This is a genomic window from Roseibium sediminicola (assembly GCF_023156505.1).
Classification (GTDB): Bacteria; Pseudomonadota; Alphaproteobacteria; order Rhizobiales; family Stappiaceae; genus Roseibium; species Roseibium sediminicola.
On the sequence record NZ_JALNMJ010000011.1, the window covers coordinates 86,479 to 103,661 of the forward strand.

A 17,183-nucleotide genomic window follows, 5' to 3' on the forward strand; every position below is an offset into this window, starting at 1 on the left:
GGGGCAAGGCCCCACCCTGACCGCAGGAAAACAAGCCTATGCCAACAGCGATCATTGTGCCGGGGCCTTGGCGGGAGAGACAACGGCAAGGAGCGTGTTCCCGGTCACGACACGGCCGGACCTGACGGTCCGAAACCCAAGTACCTCACCCGTCCCAGAGCCCTTCCCGCCGCAAATCGGCCATCGTCCGGGAAATCCCCTCCCGCAGGATCCCGACCATCTCGTCGATCTGGGCGCGGGTGATCGTCAGTGGCGGGGACATGACGCACATGTTGATCAGGGGACGGACCAGGAGGCCGAGGTCCTGGCAGTGGGCGTCGATGCGCTGGCCGACTTCCGTGTCGAGGCGCAGCGGGTTGTGACTGTCGTGGTCGGCGACGCATTCGACGCAGGCCATCAGGCCGATGCCGCGCACCTCGCCCACCAGCGGCAGCTCTTCCAGGGTCTTCAGCTGGCTCAGGAAATACGGTGCAATCTCGCGCACATGGTCCAGAAGGCCGTCTTCCAGGAGATCGAGGTTTTTCATGGCGACCGCGCAGCCGATCGGGTGGCTGGAATAGGTCAGGCCATGGGCATACATGGCGTCCGGATGGTTGGACCTGCGCAGCTCTTCAAGGAGGCGCGAGGACACCATCATGCCGCCGAGCGGGAAATAACCCGAGGTCACGCCCTTGGCGAAGGTGATGAAGTCCGGCTTGGCGCCGAAGACGTCTTTTGAGGCGAACACATGGCCAAGCCGGCCGAAGGCGGTGACGACCTCGTCAGACACATAGAGAATGTCATGCTTGCCGCATGTCTCTGCCACCATCGTCCCATGGCGACACGGGAGACAGACAGCTTGTTGGACGTGCTCCCTGGGGGATTAGACCCGACATTCCGCTTTCACAGCCCAGGCGCGCGCCATGAGACTGATCGGGCTATTGTGTCCCAACTGTTCTTTCAGTCGTGACTTCAGGGCGCTTCGCCGGTCTTCCGACAAGCTCTCGCAATACCCCGGAGCCGGACCAGCCCCCAGCGTAAAGGGATGCCAGAACGCCTCGAAATCGGCAAATTCCGTGACGACCTCGACCTGAAAGATATCCGGATTGTCGATCCCTGCCTCAGCGCACAGTCCGGCAAGCCCATCTCTCGTGCAAAACGGAAACCGCGACGCCTCATCGAGCTCTTTCGCTTTCGGCTCAAGGGACGCCGCAGCTTTCCAAAAGGCGTCGATAAAGCCGACTCCTCCACCAGGATAATCCCACACGTAAAACGACAGCAGGCCGCCGGGGCGCAGCACGCGCTTCATTTCCGCAAGCCCTGCCGCCCGGCCGCGAACAAAATTCAGGACTAGCCCGGAGGTCACCACATCGAAGCTGCCGTCATCAGCAGGCAATTTCTCTGCGGCCGCAGCTTGGAAGCTGGCACGCGGGTCCGCGATGGTCCGTCTTGCGTGAGCGACAAAGTCCTGGGACGCGTCCGTTGCAACGAGCGACTTTGGAGCGCATTTGCGGAGAATGGCGGACGTAAGGGCTCCAGTGCCACATCCCAACTCGAGCCAGTCGGCATCGTTCGGCGCGTCCAGCCAGTCGAGAAACCTCGTCGCCACCATGCGGCTCCATCGCCCCATGTAATGTTCGTAGCTTTGCCCCGCCATCCACGTGTCGTATTTTGCTTCTGCGACCATCATCTTCACCCCTTCAAGTGCCAGGGACGTTGACGGGCCATGATCCCGCCACCGCGTGACTAATAAGCTCTTCTGCCATTTTCATCACGGCCACATGGCACTCAAGTTCATAAACTGAAGTTGAACGAAAAGTGCGCTGTCGCTAGGCTTAAAAGCATGAGCAAGCGTCAGGGATATGGTCAATTCTGCCCGATTTCGAGGGCAGCCGAACTTTTGACAACCCGGTGGACTCCGCTGGTTGTGCGTGAGCTGTATTTCGGCAGTACGCGATATTCCGATCTGCGACGTGGCCTTCCCCGCATGTCCAGCGCACTGCTTTCACAGCGATTGAAGGAGTTGGAACACAACGGCATCCTCACGTGTCAGCCGGCCGAAAGTGGAACGGGGCATGTTTATCGACTGACCGATGCGGGGCGCGCATTGTTCCCGATCCTTGAAAGTATGGGGCATTGGGCGCAGACGCATAGCAGCGACGACATGACGAAGGACGAAAATCTCGATCCCGACCTTCTGATGTGGAACATCAGGCGCAGGGTCACGAGCGAAGGCATCCCGAAGAATCAACACTTTGTTGTGCTCTTTCATTTCTTGGGCGTCCCAATCAAGCGCAGTCGGTTTTGGCTGCTTTTTCGGGATGGGGAAATCGAAATTTGCATGCGAGATCCGGGTTATGAAACCGGCCTTGCCGTTACAGCACATATTCGAACCTTGACCCAGATCTGGCTTGGACACGTGCCGCTTGAGCTGGCAATCCGAAGGCACGAACTATTGCTTGAGGGCGAAAGGTCTCATGTCCAGGCCTTTTCGCGCTGGTTCAACTTGAGCCTCCTGGCGATTGGCAACCAGGCATCTGTTTCTTCGGCCTAATGCGACCAGATGAGGAGTTGAGCCTGCCCTGGAAACCTCCTCCGAAATGAGTTTGCACGTCAATGCGAAGCCAACGCGAACAATGGCGCGCGCGGCTCGGACCGGATCGCGCTTCGCGAGACCTGCATCACGTCATACCGGGGGCCTAGGGTCAGGACCCATTAATTTGAGTGAAATGGTAGGGATGAATTTGTTCGGATACGAGACGCAAAGCTGCAGGAAACCGTCCGGTTTCCAAAGATTTGCAACGACGTTGCCGGGCAAATTCACCCTATCCCGGAGGGACGCAAAAACGGCTTAGATTTGCTGCGTCAAACCGCTCAACCGGGCATGAAGCCCGCTTTTCGCGCTTTTCCTTGCAACTCGTTGCAGTTTGTTGCGCCATTTCGATCAAATTGATGAGTCCTGACCCTAGAAGTTTGTCCGCGCCCTCACCCGTCCCAAAGCCCTTCCCGCCGCAAATCGGCCATCGTCCGCGTAATCCCCTCCCTCAAAATCCTGACCATCTCGTCGATCTGGGCGCGAGTGATGGTCAGCGGCGGGGACATGACGCACATGTTGATCAGGGGGCGGACCAGCAGGCCGAGGTCCTGGCAGTGGGCGTCGATGCGCTGGCCGACTTCCGTGTCGAGGCGCAGCGGGTTGTGACTGTCGTGGTCGGCGACGCATTCGACGCAGGCCATCAGGCCGATGCCGCGCACCTCGCCCACCAGCGGCAGCTCTTCCAGGGTCTTCAGCTGGCTCAGGAAATACGGTGCAATCTCGCGCACATGGTCCAGAAGGCCGTCTTCCAGCAGGTCGAGGTTTTTCATGGCGACTGCGCAGCCGATCGGGTGGCTGGAATAGGTCAGGCCATGGGCATACATGGCGTCCGGATGATTGGACCTGCGCAGCTCTTCAAAGAGGCGCGAGGACACCATCATGCCGCCGAGCGGGAAATAACCCGAGGTCACGCCCTTGGCGAAGGTGATGATGTCCGGCTGGGCACCGAAGACGTCTTTTGAGGCGAACACATGCCCAAGCCGGCCGAAGGCGGTGACGACCTCGTCGGACACATAGAGAATGTCGTGCTTGCGGCAGAGCGCGGCAATGCGCGGCAGGTAATCGTCCGGCGGTATGATCACGCCGCCCGAGGCCATCACCGGCTCACCGACAAAAGCCCCGATCCTGTCCGCGCCATGTTCTTCGATTGTCGCTTCGAATTCGGCGACCAGCCAGTCGGTGAAAGCCTCCCGTGAGACGCCTTCCGGGCGACGGTAGGGATTGGGGCAGGTCAGCTTGACGACCAGATGATCGGCGCCGTCCATCCAGTCGCGGTCGCGCGGGCGCCCGTTCAGCGAGGCGGAGAGATAGGTCGAGCCGTGATAGGCCCCGCCCCGGCTTAAGATCAGCTTCTTGTCCGGCCGGCCGCGCACGTTGTTGTAGAACTGCATGAACCGCAGCGCGCTTTCCACCGCCGAGGAGCCGCCGGTGGTGAAAAAGACATGAGAGAGATCGCCCGGCGCCAGTTTGCCGAGCCGTTCGGCAAGTTCGGCGGAGGGCGCGCTCATCGTGTACCAGGGGGAATTATAGGACAGCGCCATCGCCTGGTCGTAGAGCACGTCGGCGAGTTCCTTGCAGCGGTGGCCGACATTGACGCACCACATGCCGGCGGGACCGTCGATCAGGCGGTTGCCGTGTTCGTCCTGGACATAGACGCCGTCGCCGGAGCGAATCAGGCCGCGCGCTTCGTCGCCGATCTGGCCGGCCACAGGCCAGGGCTGGACAAGGTGCCGGGCCGCCAGCTCACTCAGGCGATCCCGGTTGTTTCCGGACCCGTTGGTGCTGGTGCCTTCAAGGCCGGGAGCGGCTGCCATGTCTCTTCCCTTTCATTTTTATTCGGACAAATATTCCGAGTTAAGATTATGTTTTTTTGTTATTTTTGTCAATTTATTGAATGTTCGTTCAATCAATATCGCAAAGTTTTTGCTTGAATTCAATCCCTGTTTCGGGTCCCATCATCAAGACGCAATCACCCGCCAGCGGTGGAACGTCAGTTTGGGGAACGAGAAAAATGACTGCCGATGGCAACCACATTCCGAAGGGCCACCTCGTGGCCTTCGACTGGACGGGAGGCTTCCGATGACAACCAGTCTGGAGGATCGTCCAATGCCTTTCGCAGGCACGCGGCCGCCGGCCCGGCGGCCAAGGTGGAAGCGCCTCGATCCCGAGGAGGTCAGGGGCATCCGCCTCCTCAGTCCGACCTTTCTCTATACGCTGGCCTTTCTGGTCGGCCCGGTTCTTCTGGTGGTCGCCTACAGTTTCTGGACCCAGACCTATCTGACCTTCGACCACACGTTCACGCTTGAAAACTACCGCGTCGCCCTGACCGAGCCGATCTACCGCGACCTGCTTATGCGCTCGCTCTATATTTCCTTCATCGTCAGCCTCGTGACCGTGATCTTTGCCTATCCGATCGCCTATTACATTTCCTTCCATGGCGGATCGCGCAAAAGCCTGCTTCTTTTCCTGATCACCATCCCCTTCTGGACCGGCTACCTTCTGCGCGTCATGGCCTGGAAGGTCATCCTCGGCTACAAGGGCGTGCTCAACACCGGCCTGATCGGGCTGGGGATCGTCGACAAGCCGTTGGAAAGCCTGCTCTTTTCCAGCACTGCCGTGATCATCACGCTGATCCATGCCTGGGCGGTGTTCGCGATCCTGCCGATCTATGTGTCGCTGGAAAAACTCGACCGCTCGCTGCTGGAAGCCGCGACGGACCTTGGCGACGGCCCGGTGCGGCGGTTTCTGCGGGTCACCCTGCCCCTGTCGATGCCCGGCATCATCGGCGCGCTCCTGATCGTCATGATCCCGACGGTCGGCGACTTCGTCACGCCCAAGCTTGTCGGCGGCACGGAAGGCCAGATGATCGCCAATGCCATCCAGATCCAGTTTGGCAAGGCTTCCAACTGGCCGCTCGGCTCGGCCCTGACCATCACCACCATGATGATCGTGACGCTGATGGCCGGCGCTTCCGTGCTGGTGCTGCGCTCTCTCGTGAGGTGGATGCGATGACCCTTCTCAGAAAAGCCGGCGCGAGCTGGCTCCCCATCTATGCCGGCCTTTACCTGCTGTTCCTCTATCTGCCCGTGCTGCTGTTGCCGGTCTTCTCGGTCAATGCGTCGGCGATCCCGGTCTTTCCGCTGAAGGGACTGACCTTCGACTGGTATCGCAGTCTTGCCGGCAACGATGCGCTGATCAACGCGCTCTGGAACAGCCTGCTGGTCGGCGTCGCCTCCGCGCTGCTGGCAACGGTCCTTGGGATCTGCGCCGCAAGGGCCATCACCCGCTACCGGTTCCGCGGCCGCCGGCCGATGACCGCCGTCATCATGGCGCCGCTGTTCCTGCCCGAGATCATCATTGCGATCTCGCTCCTGATGGTCGCGATGCAGCTGGGCCTCGGACTGTCGCTCATCCTGGTGATCTTCGGCCATGTCCTGATCTGCCTGCCCTATTCGGCGACCGTGCTGATTTCCGGCTTTGAGGGCTTCGACCCGTCCTTTGAGGAAGCCTCCGCCGATCTCGGCGAAACCGCCTTCGGCACGCTCACGCGGGTGACCCTGCCGATCCTGATGCCGGCGATCATCTCCAGCCTGCTGGTGTCCTTCACCATCTCGCTGGACGAGTTCATCATCGCCTTTTTCCTGTCCGGCTCGGAACCGACCCTGCCGATCTATATCTGGGGCCAGCTGCGCTTCCCGGCGAAACTTCCGGGTGTGCTTGCGCTCGGCACGTTGATGCTGCTGGCGTCCCTGCTCCTTCTGACCTTTGCCGAAATGCTGCGCCGGCGCGCGGCAAAGCGCACCCAACTCGATGGAGGGTTCCATGCTTGACACCGTATCGGCGGCATCGAAGCCGATGATCGAGATTTCCGGCCTCAGAAAGTCTTTCGGCAATTTCGAGGCGCTGAAATCCATTTCGCTGAACGTGCAAGAGGGCGAGTTCTTTTCGCTGCTCGGGCCGTCCGGCTGCGGCAAGACAACCTTGCTGCGCCTTCTTGCCGGCTTCGGCGAACAGACCGCCGGCACCATTGCCATTGACGGCCAGGACATGACTGGCCGGCCCGCCAACCGGCGGCCGACCAATATGGTCTTCCAGAGCTACGCGATCTTCCCGCACATGAATGTGGAGGAAAATGTCGGTTACGGCCTGAAGCGGCTCAAGCTCGACCGCCAGGAGGAACAGCGCCGCGTCCGCGAGGCGCTCGACCGGGTGGAACTCGGCGCGCTCGGCAAACGCCGCGCCAACGAACTCTCCGGCGGCCAGCGCCAGCGCGTCGCCCTTGCCCGCGCACTGGTGATGCGGCCGAAGGTGCTGTTGCTGGACGAACCGCTGTCGGCCCTCGACAAGAAGCTGCGCGAGCAGATGCAGGTCGAGCTCCGGCACCTGCAAAAGGCTGTCGGCATCACCTTCATCCTGGTTACCCACGACCAGTATGAAGCCCTCGCCCTGTCGGACCGCGTCGCCATCATGTTCGACGGCCAGGTCGCTCAGGTCGGCACACCGAAGGACATCTACCAGAACCCGGTCAGCCGCAAGGTGGCCGATTTCCTTGGGGGCATGAACTTTGTCGATGCTGAAATCGCCGAAGAAAACGGTGTTTCGCTGACGCTCGATGCCGCCGGCTTCGGCCGGGTCAGGGCGCCAAAGCCCCAGGGCTATCAATCGATGGGCCGGCAGATCACCCTCGGCATCCGCCCGGAACGCCTGCGTGTCCTGTGGGACGACGACCAGGCCGAGCACCAGATCGGTGGCCAGGTGATCGACCGGCACTATTTCGGCGAGGTCACCCAGCTGATCGTCGAAATCCCCGGTTTCAAGGCGCCGCTCGCGGTCACCGAGACCAACGATTTCGGCGCCGACGACATCCCCGTCGGCTCCGCGATCCGCCTCGCCTACGATCCGGACGCTCTGGTGGCGATGAACGACTGAGGCACTTACTGCTTCTGGCGGAGACAACAAGGCCCCGGCGTGGATACGTCGGGGCTTTTCATTTTCCGCCCCCCTTTCCTCTCCACCGTCATCCCGGCCAAGCGAAGCGCGAGCCGGGACCGGGGAGCCACAATGATCGCTGTTTTGTCAGATTAACATCGCGAGACCCGGGCTCCCCGGTCCCGGATCTTCGCTGCGCTGTGTCCGGGATGACGATGGACAGATAGGAAATTGGGGCGGTTTGCTAACTCCTCAATCCCAACTTCGAGCCATCATTCCGCCCTCTGCCCTCTCCGGTGTCACCCCGGACAAGCGCAAGCGCAGATCCGGGCCCCACTCGCGGATCACCTTGCTGTTGCGGAAGAAGCACTTTCACGAGGGCATCAACTCAAATCACTCGCTCTGGGAACGAGTAGGCCCCGGGTCGCGCTGCGCGCGCCCGGGGTGACACAGAGAATGCCGGGAAGCTGAGAGCTGAATGCACCACTTCCAGCCGAAAAGGATGGCGGGCTGGACCTATGCCCGGCCCGCACGCCTCAATAACCCGCTTTGATCTTTTCCCATTCGGCGATCATCTTCGCCTTCAGCTCATTCGGCAGCGGCGACTGGAACAGGGTGTTGTCGACGAACTGGTCGACATCGCCATAGCCGCTGGCATCCAGATCTTCCTGCGGGATCGCCTTCATGCCGGCGCCATTGCCATGGCCATAGCCCCAGGCGGTGACGATGTACTTGGCGACTTCAGGCGCGTTTACAGCACTCAAATAGTCATAGATCTTTTCGTCGTCCGCCTCGGCGCCTTTCAGCTTGACGTAGCCGCAGACCCAGGTCGACAGGCCCTCGTCCGTGTCCTTCTTCGCCTTGATCGGCAAGCCCTCCGCGGAAAGCGTTGTCGACGTCTCGTTCCAGGCCCAGGCGAGGTCAATCTCGCCGCCGCCAAAGGCCTGGGCAAGTTCGGTGCTGTCGGCCCAGTAGAGACGGACATTGGGATGGACCTTGCGCAGGAAGGCGGTGGCCTCGGCGAACTTGGCGTCGTCCATTTCCGTCCAGTCCTTCATGCCGATTGCCAGGCTCGCCAGCGCAAAGGCGTCGTCGACATTGTCGGCCATGGCCACCCTGCCCTTGAATTTCGGGTCGGCAAAGGCTGTCAGGGACTGGATGTCCTTCTGATCGACCGCGTCCGCATTATAGGTCATCAGCGTATTGCCCCAGTCGAAGGGCAGGAACCAGACCGTTCCGTCCGCTGTGGAGACGAGGTCCTTCATCGACTTCAGGCCGGGCAGGATATCGTCAAAGCCCTCGATCTTGCTGGTGTCGAGCGGTGCCAGCAGCCCCGCGTCACGCCACTTCACCACGGATTGCGAGCAGGGATGGGCGATATCCGGAATGAACCCGGCCGTCATCTTGGCAAAGGCCTCATCCTCGTCGGCGAAGAAGGTGAAGGTGGGGGAATCGCCGTGTTTGGCGGCGTAGGCGGGATGAAACTCGGGTTCTTCATACCCGGACCAGTCAAAGACCGTCAGCGAGCCGTCCGCGGCAAGGGCGCCCTGGCAGGTCCCGGCCAGAAGGGCCGTGCCAACAAGAAGACCCGTGAGGATCCGCCGGTGAGACATTGTGTCTTGATTCATTTTTGTTCCCCTGTTCAGGCCAGCCGGAACCGGCAATACCGGACCGGAGCAAGGCCGATGGTCCGCAAATCCGGCCTGGAAAGGCGCCGTCTTTGCGATGTCCGCGGGCGGCCGGTCTTTTCAGCAAACCGGTGCGTCCGCTGCGATCCGTCGGCAGCATCCGGTGATCAGGGGAGCAGCAAGAGGGCTGCGTCTCAGTGATCGGCCGGATAGTGCTTCGGGAAACTCACCTGCAGCAAGGCTTCCGCCGTTCCGCGCGCGCTGTCGCGGGTCGGCGCCTCGCCGCCCATCATCAGGCGTAGCCACAGCCCCTCCATCAGCGCGCCGATCGCCATTGCGATCTTGTCGGCGTCGACCGGATAACCGCCTTCGGCAATCAACTGGCTGCACAGATCCGTAATGACGTCCTGATAGGCCTGGTCACGCGAGCCGCACAGCGCCTGATAGGTCGGCCGGGACTTGGCCTCGCCCCAGAAGGCGCACCAGGCCGCCAGCTTGCGCTTGGTGCAGATCTTGCGGTCGAAATCCGCCCGGACCAGCGCCAGAAGCTGGTCCGCCGGTTTTTCGCCCGCCTTGGAGATCGCCGCCCGCCAGTGGCCGGCATATTCGTCCGCCATGTGCTGCAAGGTGGCGACCAGCAGCTTGTCCTTGCTTTCAAAATGGAAATTGACGATGCCGCGCGACAGGCCCGCGCCCTCGGTGACGTCGGCCATGGTCGTCTCGGCAAAGCCCCGTTTCGCCAGGCTGTCGATCGTCGCCTCGATCAGCTGCTGCCGGCGGACTTCCTTCGAGGCCTTGCGTCCGCGCTTTGCCGGCACCTTCGCCGCATCCTTGTCCTGCTTGATATCCACCTACACACCCCTTTCCGTCCGGCCCGTGGCCGGTTCCGGTTTCCATGCACGCAGATGGGTAGGCCGATGGTCTCCGCTGTCAAGCACCTTGACCATGGCGGTCCAGGTCCGGATGTTCTTTTCAACATAGCCGGCGCCGACCGCGGCCGCCGCAGTGTCGAAGAGCGGCCCCTTCAGGCGCTCCAGTTCCACACGGGCAACGTCGCGGTACCAGGCATTGCGGTCGGTCAGCACGATGCTCTCAAAACCCGCCGCTTCCAACGCGCTGCGATACCGCTCGGCGGAGGCCATGCCGAAGCTCAAACCTTCCGCGTCGAGATAAGCACGCATGTCCGCGCTCGGTTCGCCGTCATGAGAGGTCAGCCAGTCGCTCGCCGCCAGGCAGCCGCCAGGCTTCAGCACCCGGTAAAGGTCGGCGAAAAGCATTTCCTTGTCCGCGATATGCACCATGGCGTCCTTGGAAAAGATTACGTCGAAGCTGTTGTCGGCAAAGGGCAAGGGGCCCGGCGAGACCTTTTCGATCCGGACCCTCGCCGAAAGCCCAACCCGGCGCGCCCGGGTGCGGGCCGCCTCGACGACCGGCTCCTCCACATCAACCCCGACGACTTCGCCGGCTCCCTGCGTATCGGCCAGATAGACCGAGATACCGCCGGCGCCGCAACCGAGGTCCAGAACGCGTTTGCCTGAGAGCGACAGACCCGACAGCACCCGCCCGACTTCCTCCGGACCACCCGGCGACAGGTATCCCTCGCCCCAGAGCGCCTCCAGAAAACGGATCGCGGGAAGATCATATTCGGGATCGGCTTCGGTCATCCGCGCATATCACCATCAAGGTTCGTCATGGCTAAAAGCTAACACACAAATGGAAAATTCCAAGCCTATTTGTTGAATGTTCATTCAATATCTGGACAAGACCCGTCGCTCTGTGCATCCTTCACATGAGGCACCGCCCCGTTGGCGGTCCGGCTGTGAGTGGAGGAACAAGCAGCATGACAACATGGGACGCCATCGTGATCGGCGCGGGGCACAATGGCCTCGTCAACGCCTGCTACCTGCAGCGCGCGGGCCTGAATGTGCTGGTCGTGGAAAAGAACGACTGGATTGGCGGCGCCGCCGTCAGCCGCGAGCTGACGCCGAATTATCTTTATTCCAACTGCTCCTATGTCTGCAGCCTGTTCCGCCCGGAAATCATGCGCGACCTGGAACTGCCGCGCTTCGGCCTGCAGGTGGTGCCTTATGAGGGCGGTGCGGTCTTCACCCAGGACGGCGACTATCTCGCCGCCTATCACGACCACCACGCCCACCGTCGCGACTTCGCCCGCTTCTCGAAGAAGGATGCGGAGAGCTACGACCGCTATGCCCGCGACGTCACCCGCCAGTGCCGCTTCATCCAGCCGCTGTTGCTCAGAACGGCGCCGGATCCGGCAAGCTTCCGGCCGCGCGATCTCGGCGAGCTGATCTATCTTGGCCGCAAGTTCGGCGAACTGTCGGCGGAGGAGCTGGCGCTCACCATCCGTTTCTGGACCATGTCGATCTCCGACTTCCTCGACGAATATTTCGAGACCGACGTCATCAAGGCCTATCTTGCGATTTCCGGGATCATCGGCACGGCCCTCGGCCCCATGTCGCCGGGCACCGCCTATGTGCTGCTGCACCACTATATGGGCGAGGTCGACGGCTCGGTCGGGGCCTGGGGCTTTGCCCGCGGCGGCATGGGCGCGATCACCAAGGCCCTGGCGGATTCCTTCAGGGCCTCCGGCGGCACCATCCGCACCGAAGCCGAAGTCGACCGGGTCCTGATCAGGAATGGCAGGGCCACCGGCGTCGTTTTGGCCGATGGCGAGGAACTCAAAGCCAAACGCGTCGTCTCCAACGCCGACGTCAAGCGCACCTTCCTGAATTTCGTGGCCGAAGACGAGCTGCCGGACAGTTTCGTCAAGAGTGTCAGGAACTTCAAGATGCGCGGTTCGTCGGGCAAGGTGAATATCGCGCTCGATTCCATGCCCGAGTTCCCGGCCCTGCCGAAGAATTCCCCTTGCCTGCAGGGGGACCTGCATTTCACCGATACGATCGAGCGCATGGAACGGGCCTATGACGACTGGAAGGACGGCCGCTGGTCGGCGGACCCGATGCTCGACATCGTCATCCCGACGACACTCGACCCGACCATGGTCCCGCCCGGCAAGCATTTCATGAGCTGCTTCTCGCAATATTGTCCGCCCAAGGTGGAAGGCCGTGAATGGACCGATGCCGACCGGGATGCTTTTGCTGAAACCGTGATCAGCCAGATCGCCGACTATTCGCCCGGCTTCCGCGACCGGATCGTCCATATGGAAGTGCGCACGCCGCGCGAGATCGAGAACGAGGTCGGCCTGACCGAGGGCAACATCTTCCAGGGTGAACTGACCTTCGACCAGCTCTTGTTCAACCGGCCAGTGCCCGGCTATGCCCAGTACCGCTCGCCGGTGCACGGCCTGTACCTGTGCGGTTCCTCGACCCATCCCGGCGGCGGCGTCATGGGCGCGCCCGGACGCAACGCGGCAAAAGAAATCCTGCGCGACCTCTCCCGCCCCGTCAAAGATATGAGCCCGGCCCATGACGTCATCTGATGCAATCGTAATCGGCGGCGGCCACAACGGCCTTGTCACCGCCGCCCTCCTCGCCCGTTCCGGCCGCAAGGTCCAGGTTCTGGAAGCTTCCGACACGCTTGGCGGCGCTGCCCGCACGGAGGAGTTCGCCCCCGGCTTCAAGGTCTCCACTGTTGCCCATCTGCTCAACCAGATGCATCCCGACGTCATCAAGGCGCTCAAGCTGGAAAGCCACGGCCTCAGTTTCGGCAAAGGCGTCTCGCCGACGGTGACCCTGTCGGAAAACACGGCGCCCGCCATCCTGCATGGCGGTTATGGCGACCGGCTCGACGGTGTCTCCGCCGGCGAGGCCGCCGCCTGGAAGGCGCTGCGCGCCCTGCTCCTGCGCCAGACCGATATCCTGAAGCGGTTCCTGACCAGCCCGCCACCCAAGATCGGCAGCCTCACCCGCAAGGACGTGATTTCCTTCGGCGGTGCCGGCCTCGCGCTGGCGCGCCTCGGGCGGGACGACATGCGCGAATTCATGCGCATGATCCTGATGAACATCGCCGATGTCGCCGACGAACATTTGAGCGACGACCGCCTCAAGGGCCTGCTCGCCTTCGACGGCACCGTCGGTCATCATCTCGGCCCCCGCTCGCCGACCTCCCTGCTGGGTCTTTATTACCGGCTCGCCGGAGAGACCGCTGGCGAAGCCGGTGCCCAGGTTCTGCCGCAAGGCGGCATGGGTGCCATTGCCGCGGCCCTTGCGAAAGCCGCCGAGGCGGCAGGCGTCTCCATGCGCACCGGCGCGCCGGTGGGGCGGATTGAGATCGAAAACGGCCGGGCAACCAGTGTGACCCTGGAAAGCGGCGAAACCCTGAAGGCCGATATCGTCGTCTCCGCGCTCAATCCGAAGACCACCTTCACCGACCTGATGGATGTCCGCGAACTCGACATCGGCTTCGTCCGCAAGCTTCGCCACATGCGCATGGCGGGCAATGTCGCCAAGCTCCATCTGGCGCTCGACAGGCTGCCGGAGATCGACACGCTGACACCGGAGCTCATGGCCGGCCGCATGGTCATCGCCCCGGGCACGGATTATGTCGAACGGGCCTTCAACCCGGCCAAATACGGTGCCTTCTCCGAACATCCGGCGATCGAACTGACCTTGCCGAGCCTTTCCGACCCGGCTCTGGCACCGGACGGAGCCTGCGTCCTGTCGGCCGTCGTGCAATATGCGCCCTATCACCTCCGGGAAGGCTGGGCGAGCGGCAAGGTGAAATTTCTGGAACGGGTTCTGGAGCGCCTGGAAAGCACGCTCCCGGGCCTGCGCAAGACCGTCCGCCACGCGGAGCTGCTGACCCCGGTGGACATCGAGACCCGCTACCGCATGCCGGGCGGCCACTGGCACCACGGCGAATTGCAGGCCGACCAGATGTTCGTCTCCCGGCCGATTGCCGGTCATGCCGGTTACGACACGCCGGTGGACGGGCTCTATCTCTGCGGCGCCGGCACTCATCCAGGCGGCGGCGTTTCCGGGCTGCCCGGGCTGAATGCCGCCCGCCACATTCTGACCAGGGAGGCATGACCATGGGATTGATGCGTCCAGCCCTCTTGAGCGTTGCCGAACGCAAGGCCGCCCAGGGGCACATCCACAAGATCAAGTTCGACACGCCGTTCCAGCCGCGCCTCGATGCCCTGATGCAGACCCATGAATGGTATGACTGGGCCGGCTACCGCGCGCCGCATTCCCTGTGGAGCGAGGAGCTGGAATATTTCGCCATCCGCAGCCAGTCGGCGCTGTTCGACATTTCGCCCATGGTCAAATACCGGATCGAGGGACCCGATGCCGAAGCCTTCTGCAACCGGCTGACCCTGCGCGATGTCACGAAGCTCAAGCCCGGCCGGGTGCATTACACCGCCTGGTGCGACGACAGCGGCCATGTGCTCGACGACGGCACCCTGTTCCGGCTGACCGAGACCCGCTTCCGCCTGTGTTGCCAGGAGCGTCACCTGCCCTGGCTCCTGGATGGTGCCTTCGGCTTCAACGTCACGATTTGTGAAGAGACCGAGGAAGTCTCCGGCCTGGCCCTGCAGGGACCGACCACCTGCGCCCTTCTGAAAGCCGCGGGCTTTGACGGCATCGAAACCCTGAAGCCCTTCGACATCCGGGACTTCGCGCATCAGGACGGCACGGTCACCGTGTCGCGCACCGGTTTCACCGGCGATCTCGGTTATGAGCTTTTCATCGACACGAGGCGCGCGCTCTCGCTCTGGGACCGGCTCTGGGACGCCGGCGGCCCTTACGGTCTCCGCGCCATCGGCTACGCCGCGCTGAACACGGCGCGGATCGAGGCGGGCCTGATCGTTGCCAACGCCGATTTCATCACCGCCGAAACGGCGCTGCGCGCCGACCGGGCCCGCTTGCCCGACGAGATCGGCCTCGACTGGATGGTCGATCTCAAGAAAGGCCCCTTCAACGGCAGGCGCGCCATCGAGGCCGCCCGACGGGACGGCAAGGCGCGCTTTGTGCTGGTCGGTCTGGAAATCGAGGGCAATGTGCCTGCGGATCAGGCCATCGTCTATCACCGCAAGAAGCGCGAGGTCGGCCTGGTGACAGCCGCGATCTGGTCGCCGACCGCCAAACGCAACATTGCGCTGGCCACCCTGGAACGCCCCTATGGCGACAGCATCCTCAACGACCTCTGGGTGGAGATCTACGCGCTTCGGGAGCTGCAATACACCAGGCTGATGAAGCGGGCCAAGGTCGTGCCGAAGCCCTTCGTCAAACTGGCGCGCCGTACGCAGACCCCGCCCGGAGATTTTTGATGGTCTCAGATCGGGGGGAAGAGGCCCTGAACCGCCGACTGATCCTGACGCCTCCCGGCTCAGACTGGTCCGGGCGCACCCGTTATGCGGCGGCCATGTATTTCTACCAGACCGGCCGCATGAGCGCGGACGTGCTGGAGATCTACCGGATCTGTTCCCGTCAGGACGAGGCCGATCCGGCCGATGTGCTGCGGCGCCACCGGATGGGTGAGGACTGGCTGCGGACGCTGGACGGGTTTCGGGAGGAGCCCTGACAGGCGGCCGCGTCGAACTTGCTCAAGATTTGGCCCGGCGGAAAGCCGGTGCAATCAACCACGCACATGGGAGGATGGCATGGACACACAAATGTTGATCGACGGCCGGTTCGAGACCGGCACGGAAGCAGCCGAGCACATCGTCAACCCGAAGTCGGGCGAGGAGATCATCGCGCTGCCCGAAGCTTCCGCCGAGCAGCTGGACGCGGCCGTTGCCGCCGCGCGCGCCGCCTTCACAACCTGGTCCCAGACGACACCGGCCGAGCGTGCGGCGCATCTGCTGGCCATTGCCGACCGGATCGAGGCCGAAGGCGACGGCTTTGCCGCGCTCGAGGCGCTCAATTGCGGCAAGCCGATCAATGCGGTCAGGCAAGACGAGATTCCGGGCGTCGCGGATTGCTTCCGCTTTTTCGCAGGCGCCGTCCGCACGCTCCATGGCGCGGCGGCCGGAGAATATCTCGCCGGCCATACCTCGATGATCCGGCGTGACCCGATCGGCGTCGTCGGTTCGATCGCGCCCTGGAACTATCCGCTGATGATGATGGCCTGGAAACTTGCCCCGGCCATTGTGGGCGGCAATACGGTCGTCTTCAAGCCCTCGGAGAACACGCCGTTGACCGCGCTCAAGCTGGCCAAGGTGCTGAACGACATCCTGCCCGCAGGCGTCGTCAACATCGTGCTCGGCAAGGGCGCAAGCATCGGCAATGCGATCATCAACCATCCGAAGATCGACATGATCTCGCTCACCGGCGATGTCGGCACCGGCAAGAAGGTGCTGGCGGCGGCAGCAGGCAGCGTCAAGCGCACCCATCTGGAGCTTGGCGGCAAGGCGCCGGTGATCGTCTTCGGCGATGCCGACGTCGGCTCGGTGGTCGAGGGGCTGCGGGCCTTCGGCTACTACAATGCCGGGCAGGACTGCACGGCGGCTTGCCGGGTCTATGCCCATGACGACGTCTATGAAAAGCTGGTTGCGGATCTCGCGGGTGCCGCCGCCACGATCCGGTTCGCCGATGCGGACGACACCGTGAACGAGATGGGCCCGCTGATCTCCGCCCGCCAGCGCGACCGGGTCGCCGGTTTTGTAGACCGGGCCAAAGCGGTCAGCCACATCGAGGTGGCGACAGGCGGATCGGCCGCGGGCGACAGCGGCTTCTTCTTCCAGCCGACGGTGCTGGCCGGCGCCCTCCAGGACGACGAGATCGTCCGCCGCGAAGTTTTCGGCCCGGTGGTCTCGGTGACCCGCTTTTCGGAAACTGAACAGGCCGTTGCCTGGGCCAACGATTCCGATTATGGCCTCGCCTCCTCCGTCTGGACGGGCGATATCGGCCGCGCCATGTCGGTCGCCGCCCGCCTGCAATACGGCGCCACCTGGATCAACACCCACTTCGCCCTCACCACCGAAATGCCCCATGGCGGCCTGAAACAGTCCGGCTACGGCAAGGACCTGTCCCAATATGCCCTGGAGGACTACACGGTCGTGCGTCATGTGATGATCAAGCACTGATGAGCCTGACGCGTCGTCGGCGGCCTACGGGACGCCGACGCTG

The 17,183-nt window shown here is 62.8% G+C and carries 15 protein-coding genes; 9 read left to right on the forward strand and 6 right to left on the reverse strand.

Annotated elements, in window-relative coordinates; translation table 11 throughout:
• Positions 1-145 precede the first annotated feature (145 nt).
• Positions 146-805 (reverse strand): aminotransferase class III-fold pyridoxal phosphate-dependent enzyme, encoded by a 660-nt coding sequence (locus M0H32_RS16340; RefSeq protein ID WP_345779340.1) that lies wholly within the window; start codon positions 803-805, stop codon positions 146-148.
• Between the two features lie 57 nt (positions 806-862).
• On the reverse strand, positions 863-1,669 hold the full coding sequence (locus tag M0H32_RS16345) for a class I SAM-dependent methyltransferase (protein ID WP_248155906.1): 807 nt from the start codon (positions 1,667-1,669) through the stop codon (positions 863-865).
• A 153-nt stretch (positions 1,670-1,822) separates the two neighbouring features.
• On the opposite strand from M0H32_RS16345, the gene M0H32_RS16350 reads away from it, so the two are divergent.
• Positions 1,823-2,533 (forward strand): winged helix-turn-helix transcriptional regulator, encoded by a 711-nt coding sequence (locus tag M0H32_RS16350; protein WP_248155908.1) that lies wholly within the window; start codon positions 1,823-1,825, stop codon positions 2,531-2,533.
• A 431-nt stretch (positions 2,534-2,964) separates the two neighbouring features.
• On the opposite strand, the gene M0H32_RS16355 is transcribed toward M0H32_RS16350, so the two are convergent.
• Entirely contained in the window at positions 2,965-4,389 is a 1,425-nt protein-coding gene (locus tag M0H32_RS16355; RefSeq protein ID WP_248155910.1) for an aminotransferase, read from the reverse strand.
• Positions 4,390-4,654: 265 nt separating this feature from the next.
• Here M0H32_RS16355 and M0H32_RS16360 point away from each other — a divergent pair, with 265 nt between their 5' ends.
• Genes M0H32_RS16360 through M0H32_RS16370 form a run of 3 tightly spaced genes read left to right on the forward strand, consistent with a single transcriptional unit; the run spans position 4,655 to position 7,504 of the window.
• On the forward strand, positions 4,655-5,587 hold the full coding sequence (locus M0H32_RS16360) for an ABC transporter permease (RefSeq protein ID WP_248155912.1): 933 nt from the start codon (positions 4,655-4,657) through the stop codon (positions 5,585-5,587).
• Entirely contained in the window at positions 5,584-6,405 is an 822-nt protein-coding gene (locus M0H32_RS16365; RefSeq protein ID WP_248155914.1) for an ABC transporter permease, read from the forward strand. The genes M0H32_RS16360 and M0H32_RS16365 overlap by 4 nt, the downstream gene beginning before the upstream one ends.
• Positions 6,406-6,430: 25 nt before the next feature.
• Positions 6,431-7,504, forward strand: a complete 1,074-nt coding sequence (locus M0H32_RS16370; protein WP_248156089.1) for an ABC transporter ATP-binding protein — start codon at positions 6,431-6,433, stop codon at positions 7,502-7,504.
• Between the two features lie 536 nt (positions 7,505-8,040).
• On the opposite strand, the gene M0H32_RS16375 is transcribed toward M0H32_RS16370, so the two are convergent.
• From M0H32_RS16375 to M0H32_RS16385, 3 genes are all read right to left on the reverse strand, one after another.
• Positions 8,041-9,117: an ABC transporter substrate-binding protein gene (locus tag M0H32_RS16375; RefSeq protein WP_425607331.1), complete on the reverse strand. Its 1,077-nt coding sequence runs from the start codon at positions 9,115-9,117 to the stop codon at positions 8,041-8,043.
• Between the two features lie 209 nt (positions 9,118-9,326).
• Positions 9,327-9,983: a transcriptional regulator BetI gene (betI, locus tag M0H32_RS16380; protein ID WP_248155918.1), complete on the reverse strand. Its 657-nt coding sequence runs from the start codon at positions 9,981-9,983 to the stop codon at positions 9,327-9,329.
• Complete coding sequence (locus tag M0H32_RS16385) at positions 9,984-10,796, reverse strand: methyltransferase domain-containing protein (RefSeq protein WP_248155920.1); 813 nt, start codon at positions 10,794-10,796, stop codon at positions 9,984-9,986.
• 176 nt (positions 10,797-10,972) lie between these two features.
• On the opposite strand from M0H32_RS16385, the gene M0H32_RS16390 reads away from it, so the two are divergent.
• From M0H32_RS16390 to M0H32_RS16410, 5 genes are all read left to right on the forward strand, one after another.
• Entirely contained in the window at positions 10,973-12,592 is a 1,620-nt protein-coding gene (locus M0H32_RS16390; RefSeq protein ID WP_248155922.1) for a phytoene desaturase family protein, read from the forward strand.
• Positions 12,579-14,141, forward strand: a complete 1,563-nt coding sequence (locus tag M0H32_RS16395) for a phytoene desaturase family protein (RefSeq protein ID WP_248155924.1) — start codon at positions 12,579-12,581, stop codon at positions 14,139-14,141. The genes M0H32_RS16390 and M0H32_RS16395 overlap by 14 nt, the downstream gene beginning before the upstream one ends.
• 2 nt (positions 14,142-14,143) lie before the next feature.
• Entirely contained in the window at positions 14,144-15,382 is a 1,239-nt protein-coding gene (locus M0H32_RS16400) for an aminomethyl transferase family protein (RefSeq protein ID WP_425607328.1), read from the forward strand.
• Positions 15,382-15,636 (forward strand): hypothetical protein, encoded by a 255-nt coding sequence (locus M0H32_RS16405; RefSeq protein ID WP_248155925.1) that lies wholly within the window; start codon positions 15,382-15,384, stop codon positions 15,634-15,636. The genes M0H32_RS16400 and M0H32_RS16405 overlap by 1 nt, the downstream gene beginning before the upstream one ends.
• Positions 15,637-15,715: 79 nt before the next feature.
• Complete coding sequence (locus tag M0H32_RS16410; protein WP_248155927.1) at positions 15,716-17,140, forward strand: gamma-aminobutyraldehyde dehydrogenase; 1,425 nt, start codon at positions 15,716-15,718, stop codon at positions 17,138-17,140.
• Positions 17,141-17,183 lie beyond the last annotated feature (43 nt).